The sequence below is a fragment of the Alsobacter sp. genome (assembly GCF_059501845.1).
On the sequence record NZ_JCACDK010000014.1, the window covers coordinates 383144 to 404212 of the forward strand.

22 protein-coding genes are annotated in these 21069 nt (G+C 67.9%); 15 read left to right on the top strand and 7 right to left on the bottom strand.

The features are described 5' to 3' along the window. Positions 1-162: 162 nt before the first annotated feature. From AC5JCN_RS12770 to AC5JCN_RS12810, 9 genes are all read left to right on the top strand, one after another. The gene (locus tag AC5JCN_RS12770; protein ID WP_495755442.1) at positions 163-1134 is read left to right on the top strand and encodes a heme o synthase; all 972 of its coding nucleotides are present in this window, start codon (positions 163-165) and stop codon (positions 1132-1134) included. Beyond that, positions 1134-1298, top strand: coding sequence for a cytochrome c oxidase system small membrane protein (locus AC5JCN_RS12775; RefSeq protein WP_495755443.1), 165 nt, complete (start codon positions 1134-1136; stop codon positions 1296-1298). The genes AC5JCN_RS12770 and AC5JCN_RS12775 overlap by 1 nt, the downstream gene beginning before the upstream one ends. 1 nt (position 1299) lies before the next feature. Further along, positions 1300-1932, top strand: coding sequence for a cytochrome c oxidase assembly protein (locus AC5JCN_RS12780; protein WP_495755444.1), 633 nt, complete (start codon positions 1300-1302; stop codon positions 1930-1932). 61 nt (positions 1933-1993) lie between these two features. Continuing rightward, complete coding sequence (locus tag AC5JCN_RS12785) at positions 1994-2863, top strand: cytochrome c oxidase subunit 3 (protein WP_495755445.1); 870 nt, start codon at positions 1994-1996, stop codon at positions 2861-2863. An 82-nt stretch (positions 2864-2945) separates the two neighbouring features. Beyond that, the gene (locus AC5JCN_RS12790; protein WP_495755446.1) at positions 2946-3713 is read left to right on the top strand and encodes an SURF1 family protein; all 768 of its coding nucleotides are present in this window, start codon (positions 2946-2948) and stop codon (positions 3711-3713) included. Positions 3714-3881: 168 nt separating this feature from the next. Then, entirely contained in the window at positions 3882-5297 is a 1416-nt protein-coding gene (gene thrC / locus AC5JCN_RS12795) for a threonine synthase (protein WP_495755447.1), read from the top strand. After that, positions 5294-6613 carry a M16 family metallopeptidase gene (locus AC5JCN_RS12800; RefSeq protein WP_495755448.1) on the top strand — a complete coding sequence of 440 codons (1320 nt, stop codon included), beginning with the start codon at positions 5294-5296 and terminating at the stop codon, positions 6611-6613. The genes thrC and AC5JCN_RS12800 overlap by 4 nt, the downstream gene beginning before the upstream one ends. A gap of 17 nt (positions 6614-6630) precedes the next feature. Next, a complete protein-coding gene (locus AC5JCN_RS12805) occupies positions 6631-7233 on the top strand; it encodes a GNAT family N-acetyltransferase (protein WP_495755449.1) in 603 nt (200 codons plus the stop codon). Positions 7234-7398: 165 nt separating this feature from the next. Beyond that, complete coding sequence (locus AC5JCN_RS12810) at positions 7399-10248, top strand: EAL domain-containing protein (protein ID WP_495755511.1); 2850 nt, start codon at positions 7399-7401, stop codon at positions 10246-10248. A 124-nt stretch (positions 10249-10372) separates the two neighbouring features. On the opposite strand, the gene AC5JCN_RS12815 is transcribed toward AC5JCN_RS12810, so the two are convergent. Beyond that, positions 10373-11074, bottom strand: coding sequence for a DUF937 domain-containing protein (locus tag AC5JCN_RS12815; RefSeq protein ID WP_495755450.1), 702 nt, complete (start codon positions 11072-11074; stop codon positions 10373-10375). Between the two features lie 82 nt (positions 11075-11156). Continuing rightward, positions 11157-12509 (bottom strand): MATE family efflux transporter, encoded by a 1353-nt coding sequence (locus AC5JCN_RS12820; protein WP_495755451.1) that lies wholly within the window; start codon positions 12507-12509, stop codon positions 11157-11159. Between the two features lie 250 nt (positions 12510-12759). On the opposite strand from AC5JCN_RS12820, the gene ispH reads away from it, so the two are divergent. The 3 genes from ispH to rnhA are packed head-to-tail and all read left to right on the top strand — an operon-like array spanning position 12760 to position 15222. Then, entirely contained in the window at positions 12760-13770 is a 1011-nt protein-coding gene (ispH, locus tag AC5JCN_RS12825) for a 4-hydroxy-3-methylbut-2-enyl diphosphate reductase (protein ID WP_495755452.1), read from the top strand. A 4-nt stretch (positions 13771-13774) separates the two neighbouring features. Further along, complete coding sequence (locus tag AC5JCN_RS12830) at positions 13775-14740, top strand: homoserine kinase (RefSeq protein WP_495755453.1); 966 nt, start codon at positions 13775-13777, stop codon at positions 14738-14740. Next, positions 14737-15222 carry a ribonuclease HI gene (gene rnhA, locus AC5JCN_RS12835; protein WP_495755454.1) on the top strand — a complete coding sequence of 162 codons (486 nt, stop codon included), beginning with the start codon at positions 14737-14739 and terminating at the stop codon, positions 15220-15222. Before AC5JCN_RS12830 ends, rnhA begins: the two co-directional genes overlap by 4 nt. Before the next feature lie 21 nt (positions 15223-15243). On the opposite strand, the gene AC5JCN_RS12840 is transcribed toward rnhA, so the two are convergent. Together AC5JCN_RS12840 and AC5JCN_RS12845 are read right to left on the bottom strand one after the other, a co-directional pair. Beyond that, the gene (locus AC5JCN_RS12840) at positions 15244-15729 is read right to left on the bottom strand and encodes a peroxiredoxin (RefSeq protein ID WP_495755455.1); all 486 of its coding nucleotides are present in this window, start codon (positions 15727-15729) and stop codon (positions 15244-15246) included. Between the two features lie 112 nt (positions 15730-15841). Further along, positions 15842-16711 carry a protein-disulfide reductase DsbD domain-containing protein gene (locus AC5JCN_RS12845; protein WP_495755456.1) on the bottom strand — a complete coding sequence of 290 codons (870 nt, stop codon included), beginning with the start codon at positions 16709-16711 and terminating at the stop codon, positions 15842-15844. A gap of 114 nt (positions 16712-16825) precedes the next feature. On the opposite strand from AC5JCN_RS12845, the gene AC5JCN_RS12850 reads away from it, so the two are divergent. Then, positions 16826-17446: a YqgE/AlgH family protein gene (locus tag AC5JCN_RS12850; protein ID WP_495755457.1), complete on the top strand. Its 621-nt coding sequence runs from the start codon at positions 16826-16828 to the stop codon at positions 17444-17446. Positions 17447-17519: 73 nt separating this feature from the next. Here the strand turns inward: AC5JCN_RS12850 and AC5JCN_RS12855 are convergent, their stop codons facing one another. Continuing rightward, positions 17520-17819: a DUF1127 domain-containing protein gene (locus AC5JCN_RS12855; RefSeq protein WP_495755458.1), complete on the bottom strand. Its 300-nt coding sequence runs from the start codon at positions 17817-17819 to the stop codon at positions 17520-17522. A gap of 157 nt (positions 17820-17976) precedes the next feature. Here AC5JCN_RS12855 and AC5JCN_RS12860 point away from each other — a divergent pair, with 157 nt between their 5' ends. Beyond that, positions 17977-18870: a LysR substrate-binding domain-containing protein gene (locus tag AC5JCN_RS12860; protein ID WP_495755459.1), complete on the top strand. Its 894-nt coding sequence runs from the start codon at positions 17977-17979 to the stop codon at positions 18868-18870. Between the two features lies 1 nt (position 18871). Here AC5JCN_RS12860 and AC5JCN_RS12865 read toward each other — a convergent pair whose 3' ends face one another. Both AC5JCN_RS12865 and AC5JCN_RS12870 read right to left on the bottom strand, forming a co-directional pair. Beyond that, the gene (locus tag AC5JCN_RS12865) at positions 18872-19072 is read right to left on the bottom strand and encodes a Flp family type IVb pilin (RefSeq protein WP_495755460.1); all 201 of its coding nucleotides are present in this window, start codon (positions 19070-19072) and stop codon (positions 18872-18874) included. Positions 19073-19179: 107 nt separating this feature from the next. Continuing rightward, positions 19180-20121, bottom strand: coding sequence for a DMT family transporter (locus AC5JCN_RS12870; protein WP_495755461.1), 942 nt, complete (start codon positions 20119-20121; stop codon positions 19180-19182). 161 nt (positions 20122-20282) lie between these two features. Here AC5JCN_RS12870 and AC5JCN_RS12875 point away from each other — a divergent pair, with 161 nt between their 5' ends. Continuing rightward, complete coding sequence (locus AC5JCN_RS12875; protein ID WP_495755462.1) at positions 20283-21053, top strand: FkbM family methyltransferase; 771 nt, start codon at positions 20283-20285, stop codon at positions 21051-21053. Positions 21054-21069: the final 16 nt, after the last annotated feature.

The window sequence follows — 21069 nt, forward strand, 5'->3', positions numbered from 1 at the left end:
GGCGCGACCAGGATGCGGGCCCGCTGCGGCGGGCCCGTTCCCCACGCCGGACCTCCGCTCTTCCCCGCGCCGCGGGGCAGCGCCGAAGCCCGGTCCCGCCAGGAGGCGGATGCCGATCACCCGCGTTGCCGCAAGGCGGCCTACAGGACCTGCTGACCCTCGATGACACTCGCCACGGAAAGCCTCGCCCCATCCGCCCCTGACGGCATAGGAATGGCGACAGCCGGCGACTATTTCACGCTGCTGAAGCCCCGGGTGATGTACCTCGTCGTCATCACCGCGATGACCGGCATGGCGCTTGCTCCCGGCATGAACCCCGTGCTCGGCTTCGCCGCGATCCTCGCCATCGCGGTCGGCGCCGGTGCGTCGGGTTGCCTGAACATGTGGTGGGATGCCGACATCGACGCCGAGATGTCGCGCACGGCGAAGCGGCCGATCCCCGCGGGCCGCGTGGCGCCGGGCGAGGCGCTCGCATTCGGACTGACGCTTTCGGTAGGCTCCGTCGTGCTGCTCGGCCTGGTGTCGAACCTGCTGGCCGCGTCCTTTCTCGCCTTCACCATCTTCTTCTACGTCGTCGTCTACTCGATGTGGCTGAAGCGCTGGACGCCGCAGAACATCGTCATTGGCGGCGCAGCCGGGGCGTTTCCGCCCATGATCGGCTATGCGGCAGCCACCGGCACCGTGAACCTGCCCTCCTTCGTGCTCTTCGCCATTATCTTCCTGTGGACGCCGCCGCACTTCTGGGCGCTGGCCCTCCTGAAGACGGCGGACTATCGCCGCGTCGGCGTTCCCATGCTCCCCGTCGTGGCGGGAGAGGACGCGACGCGCCGTCAGATCCTGCTCTACACGCTGCTGCTGGCGCCGGCCGGCGTTGCACCCGCGCTGATGGGCTTCGGCGGGATCGTCTACGCCGCCGTGTCCGTCATCACCGGCGCGATGATGGTGCTCTATGCGTGGCGGGTGTACCGGACGCGCGAGGGAGACGCCGCACGCAAGGCCTGCGTGAAGCTCTTCACCTTCTCGATCCTGTATCTCTTCCTGCTCTTCATCGTCCTGCTCGCGGAGCATGTCGCCGGTGTCTCGCAGACCGGCGTCGGGCCTGCCCTGGCAAACCTCGTGGGAGCGGTGGGTTGATGGCCGCAGAACCGGACAAGGGCATCGTGCTGACGCCCGAGGAGGAGAAGCGCCGGCGCTCCCGGAGCGTCGCGCTCGGGCTCGTCCTGGGCGGCCTCGCGATCCTGTTCTTCGTGATCACCCTCGCCAAGCTCGGCGGGAACGTGCTCAACAGGCCGCTCTGACATGGACGACCGTCGCGAGGCTTCGATCGGGAAGGATCCGGCCACCGCAGCCCGTGAGCGGGCGACACGACGCACCGCCGTGGCCTGCGTCGCGGGCATCGCGTTCATGGGCGCGGCGGCCTACGCGGCAGTTCCCCTCTATGATCTCTTCTGCAAGGCCACCGGCTTCGGCGGCACGCCGCGCATCGCCGCCGCGGCGCCTGCTGCAAGTGGCGAGGCCGCGGGCAAGCTCTACACGGTGCGCTTCGACTCCAACGTGGCTCCGGGCCTGACCTGGCGCTTCGAGCCGGAGCAGCCGGCCGTCAAGATGCATCTCGGCCAGACCATGACGGTGTTCTACAAGATCACCAACACCGGCCCGCGCCCGTCGACGGGCATCGCGTCCTTCAACGTGGTGCCGGAGCAGACGGGCGGGTACTTCAACAAGATCCAGTGCTTCTGCTTCAACGAGATCACCCTCGATCCCGGCGAGAGCATGGAAGCCCCCGTGGTGTTCTTCCTCGACCCGAAGATGGGGACCGAGAGGGACCTGAAGGGGATCGAAACGATCACGTTGTCCTATACCTTCTTCGCGCCGAAGGGCTCGCCAAAGCCTCTCGCCGAAGCTAAGGACGTCGGACGGCCGAAACTCTAGAGCGGGGCAGCCGCGGCAGCCGGGGGGCCGCCGGGGCGAGGGACAGGAACCGGAGACGACGATGGCGAGCGCCCATACAAAGAACCACGACTACCATCTCGTCGATCCGTCGCCGTGGCCTTTCGTCGGGTCGATCTCGGCCTTCGTCATGGCGGTCGGGCTCGTCATGTGGATGAAGGGCCTCGCGATCGGCGGCATGAAGGTCGGACCGCTGCTGCTGGGCGTCGGGTTTCTCGGCATCATCTACGTGATGATCTCCTGGTGGACGGACGTCGTCCGCGAGGCGGAAAAGGATGGCTTCCACACCCGTGTGGTCCAGATCAGCCACCGCTACGGCATGATCATGTTCATCGCCTCGGAGGTGATGTTCTTCGTCGCGTGGTTCTGGGCCTATTACGACTCGTTTCTCTTCGTCAGCGAGGTCAAGAATTTCGGCCGCTTCGACGCGACCGGCGGTGTGTGGCCGCCCAAGGGCATCGACGTCTTCGACCCCTTTCACCTGCCGCTCCTGAACACGCTGATCCTCCTGACCTCCGGCACCACCGTCACCTGGGCGCACCACGCGCTGCTCGAGGGCAACCGCCAGGGCCTGAAGTGGGGCCTGATCCTCACCATCATCCTTGGCGCGCTGTTCTCGCTCGTGCAGGCCTACGAGTACAGCCACGCCGCTTTCGCCTTCAGCGGCAACATCTATGGCGCCACCTTCTTCATGGCGACGGGGTTCCACGGCTTCCACGTGCTCATCGGCACGATCTTTCTGATCGTCTGCCTGATCCGGGCGCTGGCCGGCCAGTTCACGCCCAAGCAGCACCTCGGCTTCGAATTTGCCGCCTGGTACTGGCACTTCGTCGACGTGGTGTGGCTCTTCCTCTTCGTCTCGATCTATCTCTGGGGCTCCCAGTGGGGTGCCGCCGTCGGCGGCCACGGCTGACCGGCGGACTTGACGACACGCGCGGGGCGGCCATGGCCGCCCCTTCGCATTTCTGAGCCATCCTGACCGGACCCAAGAGCCAATGGCCGACGCCGCCGTCCCCGCCCCGCCAATGCGCCGCAGGAGCCTGGTCCTGCTCGGCCTGTTCACGCTGATCGGCGTGGCTATCCTGACCGGGCTCGGCTTCTGGCAGGTGGAACGGCTCGGGGCGAAGAAGCGGCTGATCGCGCGGGTCGAGAAGCATCTCGCCGCCCCGCCCACGCAACTGCCGCCGCCGCACGAATGGCCCTACATGAAGCCCAAGGCGTACGAGTATGTCCGCGTTCGCGTGAAGGGCACCTTCGAGCACGACAAGGAGGCGCATCTCTACGGGCTGCGGAGCAGCAGCGTGGCGGGCAGGGACGCGCAGGCCGGGTACTACATCCTGACGCCCTTCCGGCTCGCGGGGGAGGACCGGACGGTCCTGGTGAACCGCGGCTTCGTTCCCGCCGAACGAAAGGACCCGGCGACGCGGACCGAGGGCCAGGTGCAGGGCGAGCAGACGGTGGTGGGCCTGCTGCGCGCGCCCGAACCGCGCGGGTGGTTCTCGCCGGCGGACGATGCGGCCCGGAACATGTGGTTCACGCGCGATCCCCAGGCGATCGGCGCCGCCCTCGGCATCCCGGCCGTGGCACCCTTCGTCATCGAGGCGGACGAAACACCGGTGCCCGGGGGATTGCCGGTCGGTGGCAACACACGCGTCACCTTCCCCAACAACCACCTGCAATACGCGATCACCTGGTTCACGCTGGCCGTGGCGCTGATCATCGTGTTCGTCTTTTTCGTGCGCAGCCAAAGGCGGGCCGTCTGAGCGAGGGCAGCGATCTGACGGCACGGCCATCGAAGCGCGCGTCTTCGGACGCATGGTGCATGACCAGGCGGGTCTGAAGACCCGCGCTCCGGATCAGGCCCGCCTTGTCAGTGAGAGGCCGCGACAATAGGCTTCGCCTCCGGCCCACGGGGCTGAAAGGAACTCCACGTGCTGCATGTCTCGACCCGGGGCGAAGCTCCTGCCCTCGGTTTCACCGATGCTCTCCTCGCCGGGCTGGCGCGTGACGGTGGGCTCTACGTGCCCCAGTCCTGGCCTGCAATGGATCGGGACGCGATCGCCGGGCTCGCCGGGCTTCCCTACGCCGAAGCGGCGAAGCGCATGCTGTCCCCTTTCGTCGACGCTGAGATCGACGCGCGGGCCTTTGGCGCGATGGTGGACGCGGCCTACGCGTCGTTCCGCCATCCCGCGGTCTGCCCGCTCGTGCAGATCGGCGACAACCTCTTCGTGCTGGAGCTCTTCCACGGCCCGACGCTCGCCTTCAAGGATGTGGCGATGCAGCTGCTGGGGCGGCTGATGGACCATGTGCTGGAGCAGCGCGGCCAGCGCGCCACCATCGTCGGCGCTACGTCCGGCGACACGGGTGGGGCAGCGATCGAGGCGTTTGGGGGCCTGAAGCGCGTCGACATGGTGATCCTGTTCCCGCACGGCCGGGTCAGCGAGGTGCAGCGCCGCCAGATGACAACCGTCGAGGCGGACAACGTCCACGCCGTCGCGATCGAGGGTGACTTCGACGACTGCCAGGCGCTGGTCAAGGCGATGTTCAACCATCATGCCTTTCGCGACGAGCTGGGTCTCAGCGGTGTCAACTCGATCAACTGGGCGCGGATCGTGGCCCAGACGGTCTACTATTTCACCGCCGCGACGAGCCTGGGCGGGCCCCACCGCCCGGTGTCGTTCTCGGTGCCGACGGGGAACTTCGGCGATGTCCTCGCCGGCTGGGTCGCCAAGCGGATGGGGCTGCCCGTCGGGCTCCTCAACGTGGCGACGAACAGCAACGACATCCTCGCCCGCACGCTCGCGACAGGGCGGTACGAGGCCACGGGCGTCGTGCCGACGTCGTCGCCTTCGATGGACATCCAGGTCTCGTCGAACTTCGAGCGGCTGCTCTTCGAAGTGCATGGGCGGGATGCCGCGGCCGTGCGGCGGATGATGGCCGGCCTCGCGCAGGCCAAGGCCTTCGACGTCGCACCTGGCCCCCTCGAGACCATCCGGAGCGAGTTCTCGGCCAGCGCCGTCGGGGAAGACGCCGTCGCGGCCGAGATGCGCCGCACATGGTCGGACGCCGCCTATCTGCTCGATCCGCATACCGCCGTGGGCGTTTCGAGTGCGCGGCCACTCCTGCAGCGCGACCCGGCCACGCCCATGGTGGTGCTGGGAACCGCACACCCTGCCAAGTTCCCGGACGCCGTCGAAGCGGCGACTGGGCTTCGCCCGCCCCTCCACGCTCACTTGGCGGATCTGTATGAGCGCCCCGAGCGTTCCAGCGTGCTGCCCAACGATCAGGCCGCAGTGGAGCGTTTCGTCCGCTCCCGGGCCAGGGCCAGCAAGGGAGAAGCCGCATGAAGGGCCTGAATCTCCCTTCCGTGACAGCCCTGCACGCCGGGCGCGCGGAAGCGGTGCGGATCACGACGTTGGACAACGGTCTCCGCGTCGTGACCGAAGCCATGCCCCACCTCGCCACTGCGTCGCTGGGCGTCTGGACTGCCGCCGGGACGCGCCACGAGCATGAGGGCGAGCAGGGCTTGGCGCACCTGCTCGAGCACATGGCCTTCAAAGGGACGCGCCGGCGCTCGGCGCTCGCCATCGCGGAGGAGATCGAGGCTGTTGGCGGCGACCTGAACGCCGAGACCAGCGCGGAGCGCACGTCCTACTACGCCCGTGTCCTCGGCGAGGATGTGCCGCTGGCACTCGATATCCTCTCGGACATCCTCACCGAGCCGGCTTTCGACCGCGACGAGATGAAGCGCGAGAAGCACGTCGTGCTGCAGGAAATCGGGGCCTGCGAGGACACGCCGGACGACGTGGTCTTCGACATGTTCATGGAGACGGCCTTCGGCGGGGCGCCGCTGGGGCGGCGCATTCTTGGAACGCCCAAGACCGTGCGGGCGCAGACGGCCGCCTCCATGCGCGGCTTTCTCGACCGGCAGTATCGTGGCCCGGAGATGGTGGTCGCCGCGGCAGGGGCCGTGGAGCACGACCAGGTTGTCGAAGAGGTGGCGCGCAGCTTTGCCTCATTCGCCCCGGGCCATGCGTCGCCACCTGTCGAGGGACGTTATGCGGGAGGCGAGGAGCGGAAGATCCGCAAGCTGGAGCAGGCCCACCTCGTGCTGGGTTTCGAGGGGCGCTCCTTCCACGATCCCGACCACTACGCCCTCCATGTCTTCTCAAACCTGGCCGGCGGGGGGATGTCGTCGCGCCTGTTCCAGGAGATCCGGGAGAGGCGTGGCCTGTGCTACGAGATCTACTCGTTCCACCAGCCCTTCTCGGACACCGGGACCTTCGCGGTCTATGGCGGCACGGGCGAGGCCTCGCTGGACGAGTTCGTCCCGGTCCTGATCGACTGCCTGCGCGCCGCGGCCGAGGCCCCGACGGAAGCCGAGGTCGCGCGCGCCAAGGCGCAGATCAAGGTCTCGCTCCTCATGGGCCTGGAATCCTCGGCGCGGCGGGCCGAGCAGATGGCCCGCCACGTGCTCGCATTCGGTCGCGTCATCCCGCGCGAGGAGATCGTCGCCGTGATAGACTCCATCGGGATCGAGGATGTCCGCCGGGTCGGTTCGGCGATGCTGGCGAGCGCGCCGACGCTCGCGGCGGTGGGTCCCGTGCGCCGCCTGCCCTCAGCCGATGCGCTGGCGCGTCGCATCGGCTCAGTCTCGTCCTGACGAGCCGCGCCTCCGCCATGGCCTTCTTCCGCCTGACAACACCGGCCGAGGAGATCGCGGTGATCCGCGGCGAGGGCGTGCTGCTTCGCGCCCCGCGCATGGAGGACTATGAGGACTGGTCGGTGCTTCGCGAGACGAGCCGCGAGTTCCTGCGCCCGTGGGAACCGATCTGGCCGGCCGACGACCTCACCCGTGCGGCCTATCGCAGGCGCATGAAGCGCTATCAGCGCGAGGTCCAAGAGGACCAGGCCTACCCTTTCTTCATCTTCCGCGAGAGCGACTCACAGTTGCTGGGCGGCCTGACGCTCGGCATGGTTCGGCGGGGCGTCTCGCAGGCCGCCACGCTCGGATACTGGATGGGCGCGACGCACGCCGGGAAGGGCTACATGACCGCGGCCGTCCGGCTTGCCATGAGCTACTCCTTCGAGACGCTGAGGCTGCGCCGCATCGAGGCCGCCTGCGTCCCCACCAACGCCGCCTCCCGAATCGTTCTGGAGCGCATCGGTTTCCGGCGCGAGGGCTATGCCCGGCAGTACCTGTGCATCAACGGATCATGGCAGGACCATATCCTCTATGCCCTGCTCAGGAACGAGTTCAGGTTCGACACACGTTCGCCGTGATCCTTGGCGAGACCACGCGCGACGATGCAGCCGGGGATGGCAAGCGTCGCCGCCTTGCCCTCCTCTTCCGGCGCGGCTACCACTTGAAACCGCCCGGTGTCCGGTCGGCTCTTCCGCCGAGGTCGTTCTTCTTTGCGTCTCGCCAAGCTTCTCCTGATCCTCGCCATGGCCGCCGTAGGGCTCATCGCCCACGTCGGAACGGCCGCTGCGCTTGATCCGGTGTCGGTTAGGCCGGAGAGCCCGGCTGTCGATCTCCTGCCCTTCGTGGAGCGTTCGCGCTCCGACAGCGATCTTATCCAGATCTCGACCGCTCCCGGGGCGGATGGCATCGTCCGCCGCATCGCCATCAAGGCGAAGGAAGCGGGCACGCGGCCGGACTGGATCGTCTTCGCGCTGAAGAACGATTCGAACGAGCAGATCACGCGCTGGCTGGTCGCGCCTCACTTCCGGCTCGTCGGATCCGGCGTCATCTCGCCCGACCTGGGTGCGACACGCATCACCGCCGTCACGGCCAGCCAGGGCGAGAGCCCCGAGCGCCAGGACAGCGAGGATTCCGACATCTTCGAGATCGTCCTCGATCCCGGCGCGACGGTCACCTACATCGCCGAGCTCCCCGGCCGGAACCTGCCGCAGCTCTATCTGTGGGACCTCGACGCCTACAAGGAGAAGGTCAACGGGCTGACCCTCTACCGCGGCATCGTCATCGGCATCGCCGGGCTCCTGGCGCTGTTCCTGACCATCGTCTTCGTGGTCAAGGGTGCCGTCATATTCCCCGCCGCGGCGGCGCTGGCATGGGCGGTGCTGGCCTATATCTGCATCGATTTCGGCTTCTGGCAGAAGATCGTGCCGACCACGCCGGAGGGCGAGCGGGTCTACCGGGCCGCCGCGGAGGCTGTGCTGGCGGCCACGCTCCTCGTGTTCCTCTTCGCCTACCTCAACCTCAACCGCTGGCACGTCCGCTACAGCCACGTCACGGCGGCGTGGCTCGTCTTCCTCGGAGCGCTGATCGGGCTCGCCGTCTTCGACCCCGTCGTGGCCTCCGGCGTGGCGCGCATCTCCATCGCCGCGGTGGCCGGCATCGGCTTCATGCTGGTGATCTACCTCTCGACGCACGGCTATGACCGCGCCGTGATGGTGACGCCGACCTGGTTCCTGCTGCTGGTCTGGGTCATTGCCAGCGCCTTCGCGGTCAGCGGCGAGATGACGAGCGACGTGGTGTCGCCCGCCCTGCTCGGCGGCCTCGTCCTGATCGTCATGCTGATCGGCTTCACCGTAATGCAGCACGCCTTCGCGGGAGGTGCCATCGGCCAGGGGCTCGTGAGCGACGCCGAGCGCAAGGCGCTCGCCCTGGCTGGCTCGGGAGATGCCGTCTTTGACTGGGACGTGCCGGCCGACCGCGTCTATATCGGACAGGACGTGGAGAGCCATCTCGGCCTCAAGCGTGGCACGCTGGAGGGCGCGGCGGCGAACTGGCTCGACGTGATGCATCCCTTCGACCGCGACCGCTTCCGCGCCACGCTGGATGCGGTTCTGGAACAGCGGCGCGGCAGGGTGCGGCTGGACTTCCGCCTGAAAACATCCGACGGGCACTACTACTGGTACATGCTGAAGGCACGCCCCGTCGTCGGCACGGACGGCGAGGTGGTGCGCGTCGTCGGCACGCTGGAGGACGTCACGGACGTTAAGACGTCGGAGGAGCGCATCCTACACGACGCCATCCACGACAATCTGACGGGCCTGCCGAACCGGCGGCTGTTCCTCGACAGGCTCGACACGGGGCTGATGCTGTCGCGTACCGATGAATCCGTGCGCCCGACCGTGGTGGTGCTCGACTTCGACCGCTTCAAGCAGATCAACGACAGCGTCGGCCTGCCCGCAGGCGACAGCATCCTGCTCGCTATGGCTCGGCGCCTCGGCCGCCTGTTGAAGCCGCAGGATACCCTGGCGCGCGTCACCGGCGACCAGTTCGCGATGCTGCTGGTGTCGGAGCGCGACCCGGACCGCATCACCATCATCGCCGATGCCGTGCGCCGGGCTATCGCGGCGCCGGTGGTCTTCGGCGACCGCGAGATCTTCATCACGGCATCGCTCGGCATCGCCCTGCCCGACCCCAGCACGCAGAGCAGGGGCGAGGACGTGCTGCGCAATGCCGAGATCGCGATGATGCACGCCAAGCGGCTCGGCGGAGACCGCATCGAGGTGTTCCGGCCTGCGATGCGCGCGCAGCGCACGGACCGGCTGGCGCTGGAGATGGATCTGCGCCGCGCGCTGGAGCGCAACGAAATCCGCATGCTTTTCCAGCCCGTGGTGAGGCTGGAGGACCGGACCGTCGCCGGCTTCGAGGCGCTGATGCGCTGGGATCATCCCAAGCACGGGCGCCTCGGCCCGGCCGAGTTCATCGGCATTGCCGAGGAGAGCGGCCTGATCGCCGAGCTCGGCGTGTTCGCGCTGGAGCGCACCGCCCAGGAACTCGCGGCCTGGCAGCGCGCGCTCGACGTGGATCCGCCGATCTTCGCCAGCGTCAACATCTCCAGCCGCCAGCTCCTGCGCCACGACCTGCTGCAGGACGTGAAGATGGTGCTCTCCCGGTGGCCGCTGCAGCGCGGCACGCTGAAGCTGGAGCTGACCGAGGGTCTCGTGATGGAGAACCCGGAATACGCGGCGCAGATCCTCACCCGGATCGTCGACCTCGGGGCAGGACTCTCCCTCGACGATTTCGGCACGGGCTACTCGTCGCTGTCCTATCTCCAGCGCTTTCCCTTCGACACGATCAAGATCGACAAGTCCTTCGTGCGGCCGGACGGCAAGGGGCAGCGCCCCGTCATCCTGCGCTCGATTGTCTCGCTCGCGCACGACCTAGGCATGGAGGTGGTTGCGGAAGGCGCGGAGAGCGAGTCGGACGCCGTCGAGCTTCTCGGCCTCAAATGCGAGTACGCGCAGGGTTACGCCTTCGGCCCGCCGATGTCGGCGCTGGAAGCCCGCAAGCTGGTCGGGGCCGCGCCAGAGGCGGCGTGAGCATCGGCGTGGGAACCTGGGCCGCCGGTGCGAGGAGCGCGGCGACGGAGCAACCCAGAGGACGGTCCCGGAACAAGCGAACAGCGCTGGGTTGCTTCGCTGCGCTCGCAAGGACGGCCGGAGATCACCCGTTCCCGCCCTGCCCGCCTCCCTCCCTCGGGTCGCTGGCGCCCGCCTCTTCCGCCTTGGCCGCCATTCCCGAAAACAGCGCCTGCAGATTCTTCCAGTGTTGCTCCTGCACCTCGCGGCCGGTCTCGAAGAGCGTGTTCACGGCGTCGTAGCCGAGGTCGCTCGAGGTCGGCGGAGGCGGCTCGGGTTCCGGGGGCGCGACGCCCATCATCCGGCTCCAGGCGTCCATCATGGCCCCGGGATCGAAGGGGTTCGGCGTCGCTGCCGGCTTCGGGGCCGGCGCTTGGGGCTGAAAGGTTTTCATCCAGGCCAGGCCCTGCTCGGCCGCCGCGCGCGCCATGCCGCCGGCGATCATGCTGGCCATGGCCGGGATCATCTCCTGCATCGTCGACTGGCTGAGACCCGAAGCGGCGGCGGCCTGTGCAGCCACCTGGCGTCCGAACTCAGGCGATCCGAACAGAGAGGCCATCATCGCTGGCGCCTGCGCCATGGCGTCCGGAGTGAAGGCTTTCCCGAAGGCGGCCGCGGCCTGGGGCTGCCCCTGCTGCATCATACGCTGGAATCCGAGCATGAAGGCGGGCAACACAGCGTCCACGGCGCCTGACGCCTGCTGCTGCGACAGCCCGAACTGCCGGGCCAGCGCTTCGACGGCCTCGCCGTTTTGGCTCTGCTGCATCAGCTCGAAGAGGTTGAGCATCGTCGCATGTCCTCCCGCTGCCGCCCGTGCGCTGCCGGTTTCCGTCAGCCTATCACGCCTTGCGCCGTCCGGGGTTCCCGCTTCAGCGGGCCGCCTCGCGCTCCAGACGCCCGACGATTCCGTAGGCAACCCAGATTGCCACGATGCCGAACAGCACTGCCCCGGCGCCCTGCCCCAGCAGGGCGCCTTCCGGCCCCGCGAAACGGGCCCCGGCCCATGCGAACGGGATGGTGCCGAGCGTCGCCTTGCCCCAGTTGAACCCCGTCGCCGCCAGCGGCGCGCCGAGATTGTTGAACGCGGCGTTGGCCACGAAGAGCGCCCCGTGGAACAGCCAGGTTCCCGCCAGGACAGTGCAGAAGAACTTGACCAGCATCGCCGTCTCGCCCTCGGCGGCGAAGATGGCGACGATGCCATTCTGCGATACGGCCAGCACCAGCCAGGCCAGCAGGATCACCGCGCCGGAGAAGATGAGACTGTCGGTAAGGGTCCGCCGTACCCGCTCGTAGAGACGGGCGCCGAGGTTCTGGCCGAAGATCGGCCCGATCGCGCCGGTCAGCGCGAAGACCGCACCGAAGGCGACCGGCGCAAGCCGGCTCATGATGGCGTTCGCGGCCACCGCCGAGTCCCCGAAGGGCGACAGGACGGAGGTCATGTAGGCGTTGGCGACGGGGGTCGCGACGTTGGTGAGGATCGCGGGCCCTGCTACCCGGGCGACCGGGCGGATGTCCTCGACAGCTGCCTGAAGCGACGGCCGGGCGACAAGCCGATGGACCAGCACGGCGCCGCGGAAGCCCACCACCGCGAAAGTCAGGCGCGAGAGCACGATCGTCATTGCCGCGCCATCGGCCCCGAGCTTCAGCCCGAAGATCAGGATGGGGTCGACGATCGCGGTGATGATGGCGCCCGCGAGCGTGACGTACATCGAGCGCCTCGCGTCTCCGACGGCCCGCAGCACGGCGGAATAGGCCATGCCGAGGGCCATCAGCACGTTCGAGGGCATGCTGATCACGAGAAACCTGTGCGCCACCTCCCGTGCCTCGCCTTTCGCTCCCAGCAGGCTGAGCAGGTGGTCCAGCGAAACGAATATCACGGCCGTGACCACCGCTGACAGCACGACGGTGTGGGTGAGTGAAGAGGCGGCAAGGCGCCTGGCCTGCTCGACATCCCGCGCGCCGAGGGCCCGGGACACTGTTGCCCCCACCGCGATGGCGACGCCGATGTTGGTGGAGGTCGAGAAGAAGAACACTGCGGTGGCGTAGCCGACGCCCGCGGTGATGTTCACATCGCCGAGCCACGAGACATAAAGCAGCGACAGCAGGTCGACGACGAAGATGGCCATCAGGCCGATCGCGCCCGTCGCCGACATCACCGCGACGTGGCGCATCGTCGAGCCGCTGGTGAAGACGGCGTGCGCGGAACCCGCTGCCTGCGTCATCCGCACGCTCCGGCCGGACGGGACGGGTGGACGGGACAGGCCGGCAACGGGCGCAGGGTCATGCGAGGGAAACGTCCGGACGGCATCTTGGGATCACGTCTAGCATGACACCGTGACGCTCTCACCTGTCGCGGCGCATTGACACGGATGGCGCGGGGAGCGGGCTTGACCTGCCGCCGTGCTGCTCCCACAAACGCGGGACGCCTCACGACGCGCGCTCCGTCTGGACTGCGCGGTTTCCGGACCGGACATGACCGAAGCCCTCCCCTCCACCTCCGGAAAGCCCAGGCTCTCCGTGCTGCTCTGTGCCCCGCGCGGTTTCTGCGCCGGCGTGGTGCGCGCCATCGACGCGGTGGAACGGGCGCTCGCTTTCTATGGGCCGCCGGTCTATGTGCGTCACGAGATCGTGCACAACAAATACGTCGTCGACGGGCTGCGCCGGAAGGGCGCGGTGTTCGTGGACGAGCTGGAGCAGGTGCCGCCCACGGGCGCCCCGGTGATCTTCTCGGCACACGGCGTGCCGCGCTCGGTGCCGGAGGAGGCCGGGCAGCGCAACCTCTTCGCCATCGATGCGACCTGCCCGCTGGTGACCAAGGTCCACCGCGAGGCGGAGGTGCACCACCGGCGCGGACGCACCGTGATCCTGGTCGGGCATGCCGGGCATCCCGAGGTCGTCGGCACCATGGGCCAGCTGCCGGACGGGGCGGTCGTGCTCGTGGAGACGGTCGAGGACGTCGAGCGGCTCGCGCCTGCGGACCCGCAGAACCTCGCCTTCGTCACGCAGACCACTCTCTCGGTGGACGACACGCGCGAGATCGTCGACGCGCTCCGCCGCCGCTTCCCCGCCATCACGGCCCCGCACAAGGAAGACATCTGCTACGCCACGACGAACCGGCAGGACGCCGTCAAGGCGGTGGCGCCCCGCGTCGACGCCATGATCGTGGTGGGCTCGCCCAACTCCTCCAACAGCCAGCGGCTGAAGGAGGTGGCGGAACGGGCGGGCTGCGGGATCTCGCGCCTGATCCTGCGGGCGGACGACATCGACTGGTCGCTCTTCGGCAACATAACCTCGCTGGGCGTCACCGCGGGTGCCTCCGCGCCGGAGGTGCTGGTCGAGGAGATCATCGACGCCTTCGCCGAGCGATACGAGGTGGAGGTCGAGACCGTTTCGACGGCCGACGAGAGCGTGTTCTTCCCCCTGCCGCGCGATCTGCGCGAGATGTCGGACCCTCCGGCCCGGCGCGGCACGGCAGCGGAGTAGAACCTTGGCCGTCTACACCGAGGTTCCCGACGAGGAGCTTGCCAGTTTCGTCGCGCTTTACGACATCGGGCCGCTGCTCGCCGCCAAGGGCATCGCCGAAGGGGTGGAGAACTCCAACTACCTCATCCACACGGGCGCGGGCTATTTCATCCTGACGCTCTACGAAAAGCGGGTGAAGGAGGAGGATCTGCCCTTCTTCATCGGGCTGATGCAGCACCTCTCGGCCAAGGGGATCACCTGCCCCCTGCCGGTGCGGCAGCGTTCCGGAGAGGCGCTGGGGCGGCTGTGCGGCCGTCCGGCGGCCATCGTCACCTTCCTCGACGGCATGGGCGTGCGGCGCCCCGGCGTGGCGCATTGTGGAGCCGTGGGGGAGGCTCTCGCCGGACTTCACCTCGCCGGCAGCGACTATGCCGGCCGGCGACCCAACGCGCTGTCGGTCGGCGGCTGGCGGCCCCTCTTCGAGGCGGCCGAGGCTCGCGCAGACACCGTCACCCCCGGGCTCGCCACGGCGACGGCGGAAGCGTTGGCCGGTCTCGAGGCGGGGTGGCCGTCGGGGCTGCCGCAGGGCGTCATCCACGCGGACCTGTTTCCGGACAACGTCTTCTTCCTGGGCCAGAAGCTGTCCGGCCTGATCGATTTCTACTTTGCCTGCACGGACGCTCTCGCCTACGACCTCGCCGTGTGCCTCAACGCCTGGTGCTTCGAGGCCGACGGGTCGTTCAACAGCACGAAGGGCCGCGCCATGATCGCGGGTTACGAGCGGCTTCGCCCCCTTTCCGCTGACGAGGTCCATTGCCTGCCCGTGCTGGCCCGCGGCGCGGCGCTGCGCTTCATGCTGACGCGGCTCGTCGACTGGCTCAACGTGCCGCCGGGCGCCCTCGTGCGGCCCAAGGACCCGCTCGAGTACTACCGGAAGCTACGCTTCCACCAGCGCGCCACGGACGCCGCTGACTACGGCCGGTCCCTGTGACGGACGGCGCCGCGAAGCCGAAGGTTGTCATCTACACGGATGGTGCCTGCTCCGGAAATCCCGGTCCCGGCGGCTGGGGCGCAATCCTCCAGCATGGCGAGAAAAGCCGGGAGATGAAGGGCGGAGAGGCGCAGACCACCAACAACCGCATGGAACTGACCGCCGCCATCATGGCGCTGGAAGCGCTCAAGCGGCCCTGCGCGGTGGAGATGTGGACGGACAGCCAGTACGTACGCCAGGGCATCACCAGCTGGCTCTACGGGTGGAAGGCGAATGGCTGGCGCACCGCCGACAAGAAGCCGGTGAAGAATGCCGAGCTCTGGCAGAGGCTGGACGAGGCCCGCCTGCGCCACGAGGTGCAGTGGCACTGGGTGAAGGGTCATGCCGGGCACGACATGAACGAGCGCGCCGACGAGCTGGCGCGCGAAGGCATGGCGCCGTTCCTCCCTCCCAAGAAGAGGGCGGGAGGCGGGCCGGACTGAGCGCCGGCCCGCTGGTCCGGTTCAGAGGTCCTTGATCAGGTTGTCGGCGCCGGAGACATCCGCCTTGGAGGGAACGTCCTCGACGTTCAGCACCTTCACCACCCCGTCCTCGACGAGCATGGAATAGCGCTGCGAGCGGGTGCCGAGCCCGAAGCCCGTGCCGTCGAGCGCTAGCCCGAGCGCCTTAGCGAAATCACCGTTGCCGTCGGCAAGGTACTCGATCTTGCCCTTGCCGCCGGTGGATTCGGCCCAGGCGTTCATGACGAAGACGTCGTTCACGCCGGTGACGGCGATGGTGTCCACGCCCTTGGCCTTGATCTCGTCGAAGCGGGTCAGGTAGCCGGGCAGGTGATTCTTGTGGCAGGTCGGCGTGAAGGCGCCGGGCACCGCGAACAGAACCACCTTCTTTCCCGAGAACACCTCGGCCGTGGTCTTTGCCGCGGGGCCGTCCGCCGCCATCACGCGGAAAGTGACATCGGGGAGGCGGTCGCCGACTGCAATGGTCATGGAGATCTCCGTCAGGTGGCGCGGACTTTGGTCCGCGCGACGTTACGCACAGCGCTCGCCGCTGCCGCTCACGTTTCTAGAGCATTCCGGCGCGAATGGGAGTCCGCACTGCTCAGCCCGGACCGCCTGCCACAACCACCTGGGCAGGAACTTCGACAGCCGACTCGCCGGCGACGAGGGTCAGCACGACCGAAAGGCCGCCGAGCTTTGCCGCCTTGTCGGGCCGGGACAGCACCGGCACGCGCCAGCGCACCGTTCCATCCGGGCCCTGGCCATCGGCGGCCGCAGCGGATGCCGGAGCGCCGAACAGCCAGCCATCCGGGCCTTCGACGAAAAGGTCCGGGGTCGAGCCCGCGGGCACTGCCGCATCGACGAGCAGTGCCTCGCCGTCTCCGGCCGAAGCGACTGCGACGATGCCCGGCGGTGATGCGATGCCGGCCTTGCCCTGCTCCGGAACGCGGTCGCGAGCCGCCGCGATGCGCTGCGCCACGGGCGTCGACAGCGCCGGCGCCTCGAGCAGCAGGCGAACCTTGCCGTCCGCCGGAATGCAGATCTTGGAGCACACGGCGTAGGTGATGGACAGATCGAGGTCCACCGGCTTCGCGGGATCCTTGGCCTGCACCGTCACGGGCACAATCAGATCGGAGTCGTAGCCGATGGAGAAAAGCCCCGCCTCCTCGAACCTGACAGGCGCGGGCCATGACACGTCGACCGAGGCCACGTTGGACGATCCCGACCAGTCCAGGAGGGGCGGTACCCCCGCCTCCCCCGGCGTCCGCCAGTAGGTCTTGAAGCCAGCGTCGAGCCGGATCTCGACGCCTGCCTCCCTGACGCCCTTGCGGAAGCCCGGGCCGCCGTCGAGCAGCCGCACAGCCGAACTGCTCCCCTTCGCCCAGTCCGATGTTCCGGGCTCGCCGGCCAGCGCGGGGAGGGCAACGAAAAGGAGTGTCGCGGCCATCGCCGCTGTCGTGCGCTTGGTCATGGGGAGCCCTCATGCCCCATCGCGAGGGCGGAATAAAGCCACGACGTCGTGACGCGGCGTGGAACAGGGTTTGCCCTGCCCGCGTTGGCATCCTACCGGAATGGGACTACCATCATGCTGCACATGCCCCTGGAAACGATGTCCGAGATGGGATCGCGCGGTTTTCTCGACGGACAATTGCTCGTCGCCATGCCGAGCATGCCCGACGCACGCTTTTCGCGCTCGGTCATCTATGTGTGTGCGCATTCGCCGGAAGGCGCGATGGGGCTGGTGATCAACCAGCCGGCGCCGAACATCGAGTTTCCGCACCTGCTCGAACAGCTGGAGATCATTTCCAGCGCCAGCGAGATCCGCCTGCCGCAGCAGGTCGAGAAGGTGCGCGTGCTGAAGGGAGGCCCGGTGGAAACTGGCCGCGGCTTCGTCCTCCACTCGTCGGACTTCTTCATCGACCGCTCGACGCTGCCGATTGACGACGGCGTCTGCCTGACGGCCACCGTGGACATTCTCAAGGCGATGGCGACGGGCTCCGGCCCGCGGCAGGCAGTGCTGGCGCTCGGCTATGCGGGCTGGGGAGCCGGGCAGCTGGAGACGGAGATCCACGAGAATGGCTGGCTGCATTGCCAGCCCGATCCCGACCTGCTGTTCGACCAGCGCTTCGACACGAAGTATGACCGGGCGCTGCGCAAGATCGGCATCGATCCCGCCATGCTGTCGAGCGAGGCAGGCCACGCCTGAGGCGTGGCCCCTCGCAGCTCAGGTCAAGCGCGGTCAGACCGAGCTTGACCTCTCCTCACATCGAAAACGACACCTAGCGCTGCGAAAGCAGGCTGGCCGCATCCCGCGCCCAATCGGCCGCCCGGCGCCGCCTTGCCGTTTCGGCCAGCAGAGAAGTGGGGTCGGAGGCGGGGCTGCGCAGGGCGTCGTGCACGTCGCCGCGCGACAGGCCGATGTCCTTGAGCATGTGATCGTCGAGCCCGAGAAGATCGCGCGCCTGCCAGCGGCGGACCTGGGTTTCCCATGCCGCGGCCACGGCGTCGACCGCTCGTCCGACGACGCGAGCACCGGCTCCGGCGGACCGGGGTGTCACGAACAGGGCAAGGCGGAACATGGGGAGACCTCCGGTCGGCGGCTCCTCAGGGGACGGAGCCTTCGCCGCAGCCTCTGTCTACGCGGGAACGTCTCATAACAAAAACGAATGTTCGTGATGGACTGGATCACGAAAGGAGATCAGTATCCGGGGCGTGTGAATGCCTGGGATGCAAGCCATGGCCACCTTGCTCGACATCGACCAGCTCCGGACCTTCGTCGCCATCGCCGATACCGGGTCCTTCACCCGGGCCGCCGACATCGTCCACAAGACCCAGTCTGCCGTGTCGATGCAGATGAAAAGGCTCGAGGAAAGGCTGGGAAAGCCTGTCTTCGAGCGCGACGGCCGGTCGTCGAAGCTGACGGAGGACGGGGAGCGTCTGCTGGACTATGCGCGCAGGATCCTCAGGCTCAACTCCGAATGCGTCGCCAGCTTCGCCGACGCTGAGCTGGCCGGCCGCGTGCGGCTGGGCGTGCCGGACGACTATGCCGATCGCTACCTTCCCGAGATCCTGGCCCGGTTTTCACGCTCCAACCCCAAGGTCGAGGTGACGGTCGTCTGCGAACCGACGCCGATGCTGGTCGACCGGGTCCAGAACAACGACCTGGACCTCGCCATCATCACCCATGTCGAGACGCGCGGCCCGGCGGAGGTGGTGAGGCAGGAGCGCCTGCTCTGGGTCGCGTCCCTGCGCCATGCCGTGCACGAGGAGGCCGTCCTGCCGCTCGCGCTGGGACGGCCGACCTGCAACTGGCGCCAGGCAGCCACCGAGCGGCTGGAGCGCATGGGGCGAGCGTACCGGATCCTCTACGCGAGCTGGAATTCCAACGCCGTGGGGGCGGCCGTGCTGGCCGGCCTCGCGGTTGGCGTCCTCCCCGAAAGCGCGGTACGGCAGGGCATGCGCCTGCTCGGCCCGTCCGAAGGATTCCCGCCGCTTCCGTCCTGCAAGATCGGCCTGTTGAGGAGCCGCCACGAGACGTCGCAGCTCATCGATGCGCTGGCCGGGCACATCGTTTCGAGCCTGGATAATCTGAAGGGGACAGCCGTCGAGGGCGAAGTTGCCGCCGAGTAGATCAGGTGCTGCCCGCGACGTTGCCGACGGCGCCCGAGACCGTGTTGAAGGTCGTGCGCAGCGCCGAACGGATCGAGCCCGAGCCGCCGATGATCACGATCGAAATGATCGACGCGATCAGCGCATACTCGATCGCCGTCGCACCACTTTCGTCGCGGCCGAACCTGCGGATGAGTGAAGGCAAGGACAGTCTGATCGTCATGCCGACACGATGGCACCTCAGGTCTTAACGTTGCGTCAGCGCAATCTGCCGAATGACCTGAAGCAAGCTGAAAGTACGATTCGCAAACACGGCAATTATCAACATCATTAACGCGATGCTTCGTCCTTTCGGCTGCCGCGTGACAGGACGAGCACATTGCCGAGGAGAACCAGCACCAGCCCTGCCAAGGCTGACGCCGTCCACACATAGCCTTCCGCAACCGTCGAGATGGCCAGCGCAACCACGGGGAAAAGAACGGTGGTGTATCCGGCGCGCGCTGCTCCGATGGAATGGAGGAGCCGGAGATAGGCGGCGAAGGCCAGCACCGAAGCGACGATCGAAAGGTAGAGCAGCGAGGCGAGGTAGACCGGCGTGAGCTGGATGGCGAAGGACTGCCCTCGGATCAGGGCGATCGCCACCAGGAATCCGGTTCCATAGATCATGCCCCAGACCGTCGCCGATGCGATGGACACCCCCGCCCCGTAGACGCGGGTCGCGGCCATGTTGCCGAGGCAAAAGCACAGGGTTCCCAGGACGCAATAGGCGAGCCCGGCAAGGGCGGCGGCATCCAGCCCGTGCGCCTGGAGTTCCGGCGCGAACATGGCCGCCACCCCGAGCACGCCCAGCGCCCCGCCGGCCGCGACACGCGGCTCGACGCGCTGGCGGAAGATCACAGCGCCCAGGATGAGGTTGAAGACGGAGGCGAGCGAAAACACGACGGCCAGCAGGCCGGACGGCACGGTCAGCCCGCCATAGTAGAACAGCAGGAAATTGCTCGAGAACAGGAGTGCGCCGAGCAGGGCGAAGCGCAAATGGTCGGCAACCCCGAAGGCGAGCCTCTCGCCCCTCAGGACGGCATAGGCCAGCATCACGAGTGACGCGAGGCCGAAACGCCAGACGACCGACACCTCGGGGGAGACAGTCCCGAGCTGCAGGTGAAGGGCGATCCAACTCGTGCCCCAGATGAAGACGACCGCCGCGTAGAGCAGGAGCGCAGTGCGGTCCAGCGCCGGCACGGCGCCCCGGGATGTTTCTGCCGTGTCGGCCATGCGGGCTCCTCTGAAGCAATGTCAGGAGAGGCCACACCGCTCATTCCAGCAAGTGATCCCCCGGCATGGTTCCCCTGCGAGAACGTGATGAGTAGTTTCAGCCGTGCCCCTTGCACGGGCATGAGCCCCGTGTCATGCGGCGGCCATTCCGCGGAGGACTGATGTCCACACTGCCCGGTTCTCAGACGCCTCGCCGGGTCCGGATCGCCGGGCACGAGATCATCGTCACCGACGACAAGCCGACCTTTTGGGACAAGGCCGAGGCTGGCGCATGGGAAAGTGAAACCCTCGCCGCGATAGCCGGACTGTGCCGTCCTGGTGTTGCTTTTCTCGACATTGGCGCGTGGGTCGGCCCGACTGTCCTCTACGCCGCCGCCTGCGGGGCCACAGTCACGGCCGTGGAGGCCGATCCAAGGGCGCTGGAACTCCTGCGTGGCAATGTCGAAGCGAACCCCGGGCTCTCGGCCCGGATCACAATTCTGCCCGGCGCCGCGTCGTCCCGGCCCGGCTCAATACGGATCGCCGCTCCCCGCAAGCCCGGCGACAGCATGACGAGCGTGCTCGTCACGGATTCGCCCCACGTCTTCGAGGTGCCTGCCCTGCTGCCGGCGGACCTTCTCGCCGCGGTCACACCGGACAGGAGTGGCCTCGTCGTGAAAATCGACATCGAGGGTGCCGAGTACGACCTGGTACCGGCGCTTGTCCGGGCCCTTCCGGAAGACACCCGCGCTTTGCTGGTCGCCTTCCATCCCGGCTTGCTGGCCAAGGCGGGACAGAGTCTGGCCGAGATCGCTGCGGCGACGGACGCCTGCTTCGAGGCCCTGGCGGGATACGCGCCGGAAATCGTCGATGGCGGCGATGATGGTCAGGTGCCTGCCGAGACAGCCCGGAAACGCAACGTCACTGTCCGCTTTTTGAAGCGTCCGGCTTGACCTTCACCGCAACCGG

Excerpts from the sequence above, each read along its gene's own strand:
- AC5JCN_RS12870 (WP_495755461.1), bottom strand. The coding sequence starts at position 20,121 with ATGGCCGACACGGCAGAAACATCCCGGGGCGCCGTGCCGGCGCTGGAC.
- AC5JCN_RS12845 (WP_495755456.1), bottom strand. The coding sequence starts at position 16,711 with ATGACCAAGCGCACGACAGCGGCGATGGCCGCGACACTCCTTTTCGTT.
- AC5JCN_RS12855 (WP_495755458.1), bottom strand. The coding sequence starts at position 17,819 with ATGTTCCGCCTTGCCCTGTTCGTGACACCCCGGTCCGCCGGAGCCGGT.
- AC5JCN_RS12840 (WP_495755455.1), bottom strand. The coding sequence starts at position 15,729 with ATGACCATTGCAGTCGGCGACCGCCTCCCCGATGTCACTTTCCGCGTG.
- AC5JCN_RS12780 (WP_495755444.1), top strand. The coding sequence starts at position 1,300 with ATGGACGACCGTCGCGAGGCTTCGATCGGGAAGGATCCGGCCACCGCA.
- AC5JCN_RS12850 (WP_495755457.1), top strand. The coding sequence starts at position 16,826 with ATGCTGCACATGCCCCTGGAAACGATGTCCGAGATGGGATCGCGCGGT.
- AC5JCN_RS12770 (WP_495755442.1), top strand. The coding sequence starts at position 163 with ATGACACTCGCCACGGAAAGCCTCGCCCCATCCGCCCCTGACGGCATA.
- AC5JCN_RS12820 (WP_495755451.1), bottom strand. The coding sequence starts at position 12,509 with ATGACGCAGGCAGCGGGTTCCGCGCACGCCGTCTTCACCAGCGGCTCG.
- AC5JCN_RS12865 (WP_495755460.1), bottom strand. The coding sequence starts at position 19,072 with ATGACGATCAGACTGTCCTTGCCTTCACTCATCCGCAGGTTCGGCCGC.
- AC5JCN_RS12815 (WP_495755450.1), bottom strand. The coding sequence starts at position 11,074 with ATGCTCAACCTCTTCGAGCTGATGCAGCAGAGCCAAAACGGCGAGGCC.
- AC5JCN_RS12810 (WP_495755511.1), top strand. The coding sequence starts at position 7,399 with ATGGCCGCCGTAGGGCTCATCGCCCACGTCGGAACGGCCGCTGCGCTT.
- AC5JCN_RS12775 (WP_495755443.1), top strand. The coding sequence starts at position 1,134 with ATGGCCGCAGAACCGGACAAGGGCATCGTGCTGACGCCCGAGGAGGAG.
- AC5JCN_RS12785 (WP_495755445.1), top strand. The coding sequence starts at position 1,994 with ATGGCGAGCGCCCATACAAAGAACCACGACTACCATCTCGTCGATCCG.
- ispH (WP_495755452.1), top strand. The coding sequence starts at position 12,760 with ATGACCGAAGCCCTCCCCTCCACCTCCGGAAAGCCCAGGCTCTCCGTG.
- AC5JCN_RS12790 (WP_495755446.1), top strand. The coding sequence starts at position 2,946 with ATGGCCGACGCCGCCGTCCCCGCCCCGCCAATGCGCCGCAGGAGCCTG.
- AC5JCN_RS12875 (WP_495755462.1), top strand. The coding sequence starts at position 20,283 with ATGTCCACACTGCCCGGTTCTCAGACGCCTCGCCGGGTCCGGATCGCC.
- AC5JCN_RS12805 (WP_495755449.1), top strand. The coding sequence starts at position 6,631 with ATGGCCTTCTTCCGCCTGACAACACCGGCCGAGGAGATCGCGGTGATC.
- AC5JCN_RS12860 (WP_495755459.1), top strand. The coding sequence starts at position 17,977 with ATGGCCACCTTGCTCGACATCGACCAGCTCCGGACCTTCGTCGCCATC.
- AC5JCN_RS12800 (WP_495755448.1), top strand. The coding sequence starts at position 5,294 with ATGAAGGGCCTGAATCTCCCTTCCGTGACAGCCCTGCACGCCGGGCGC.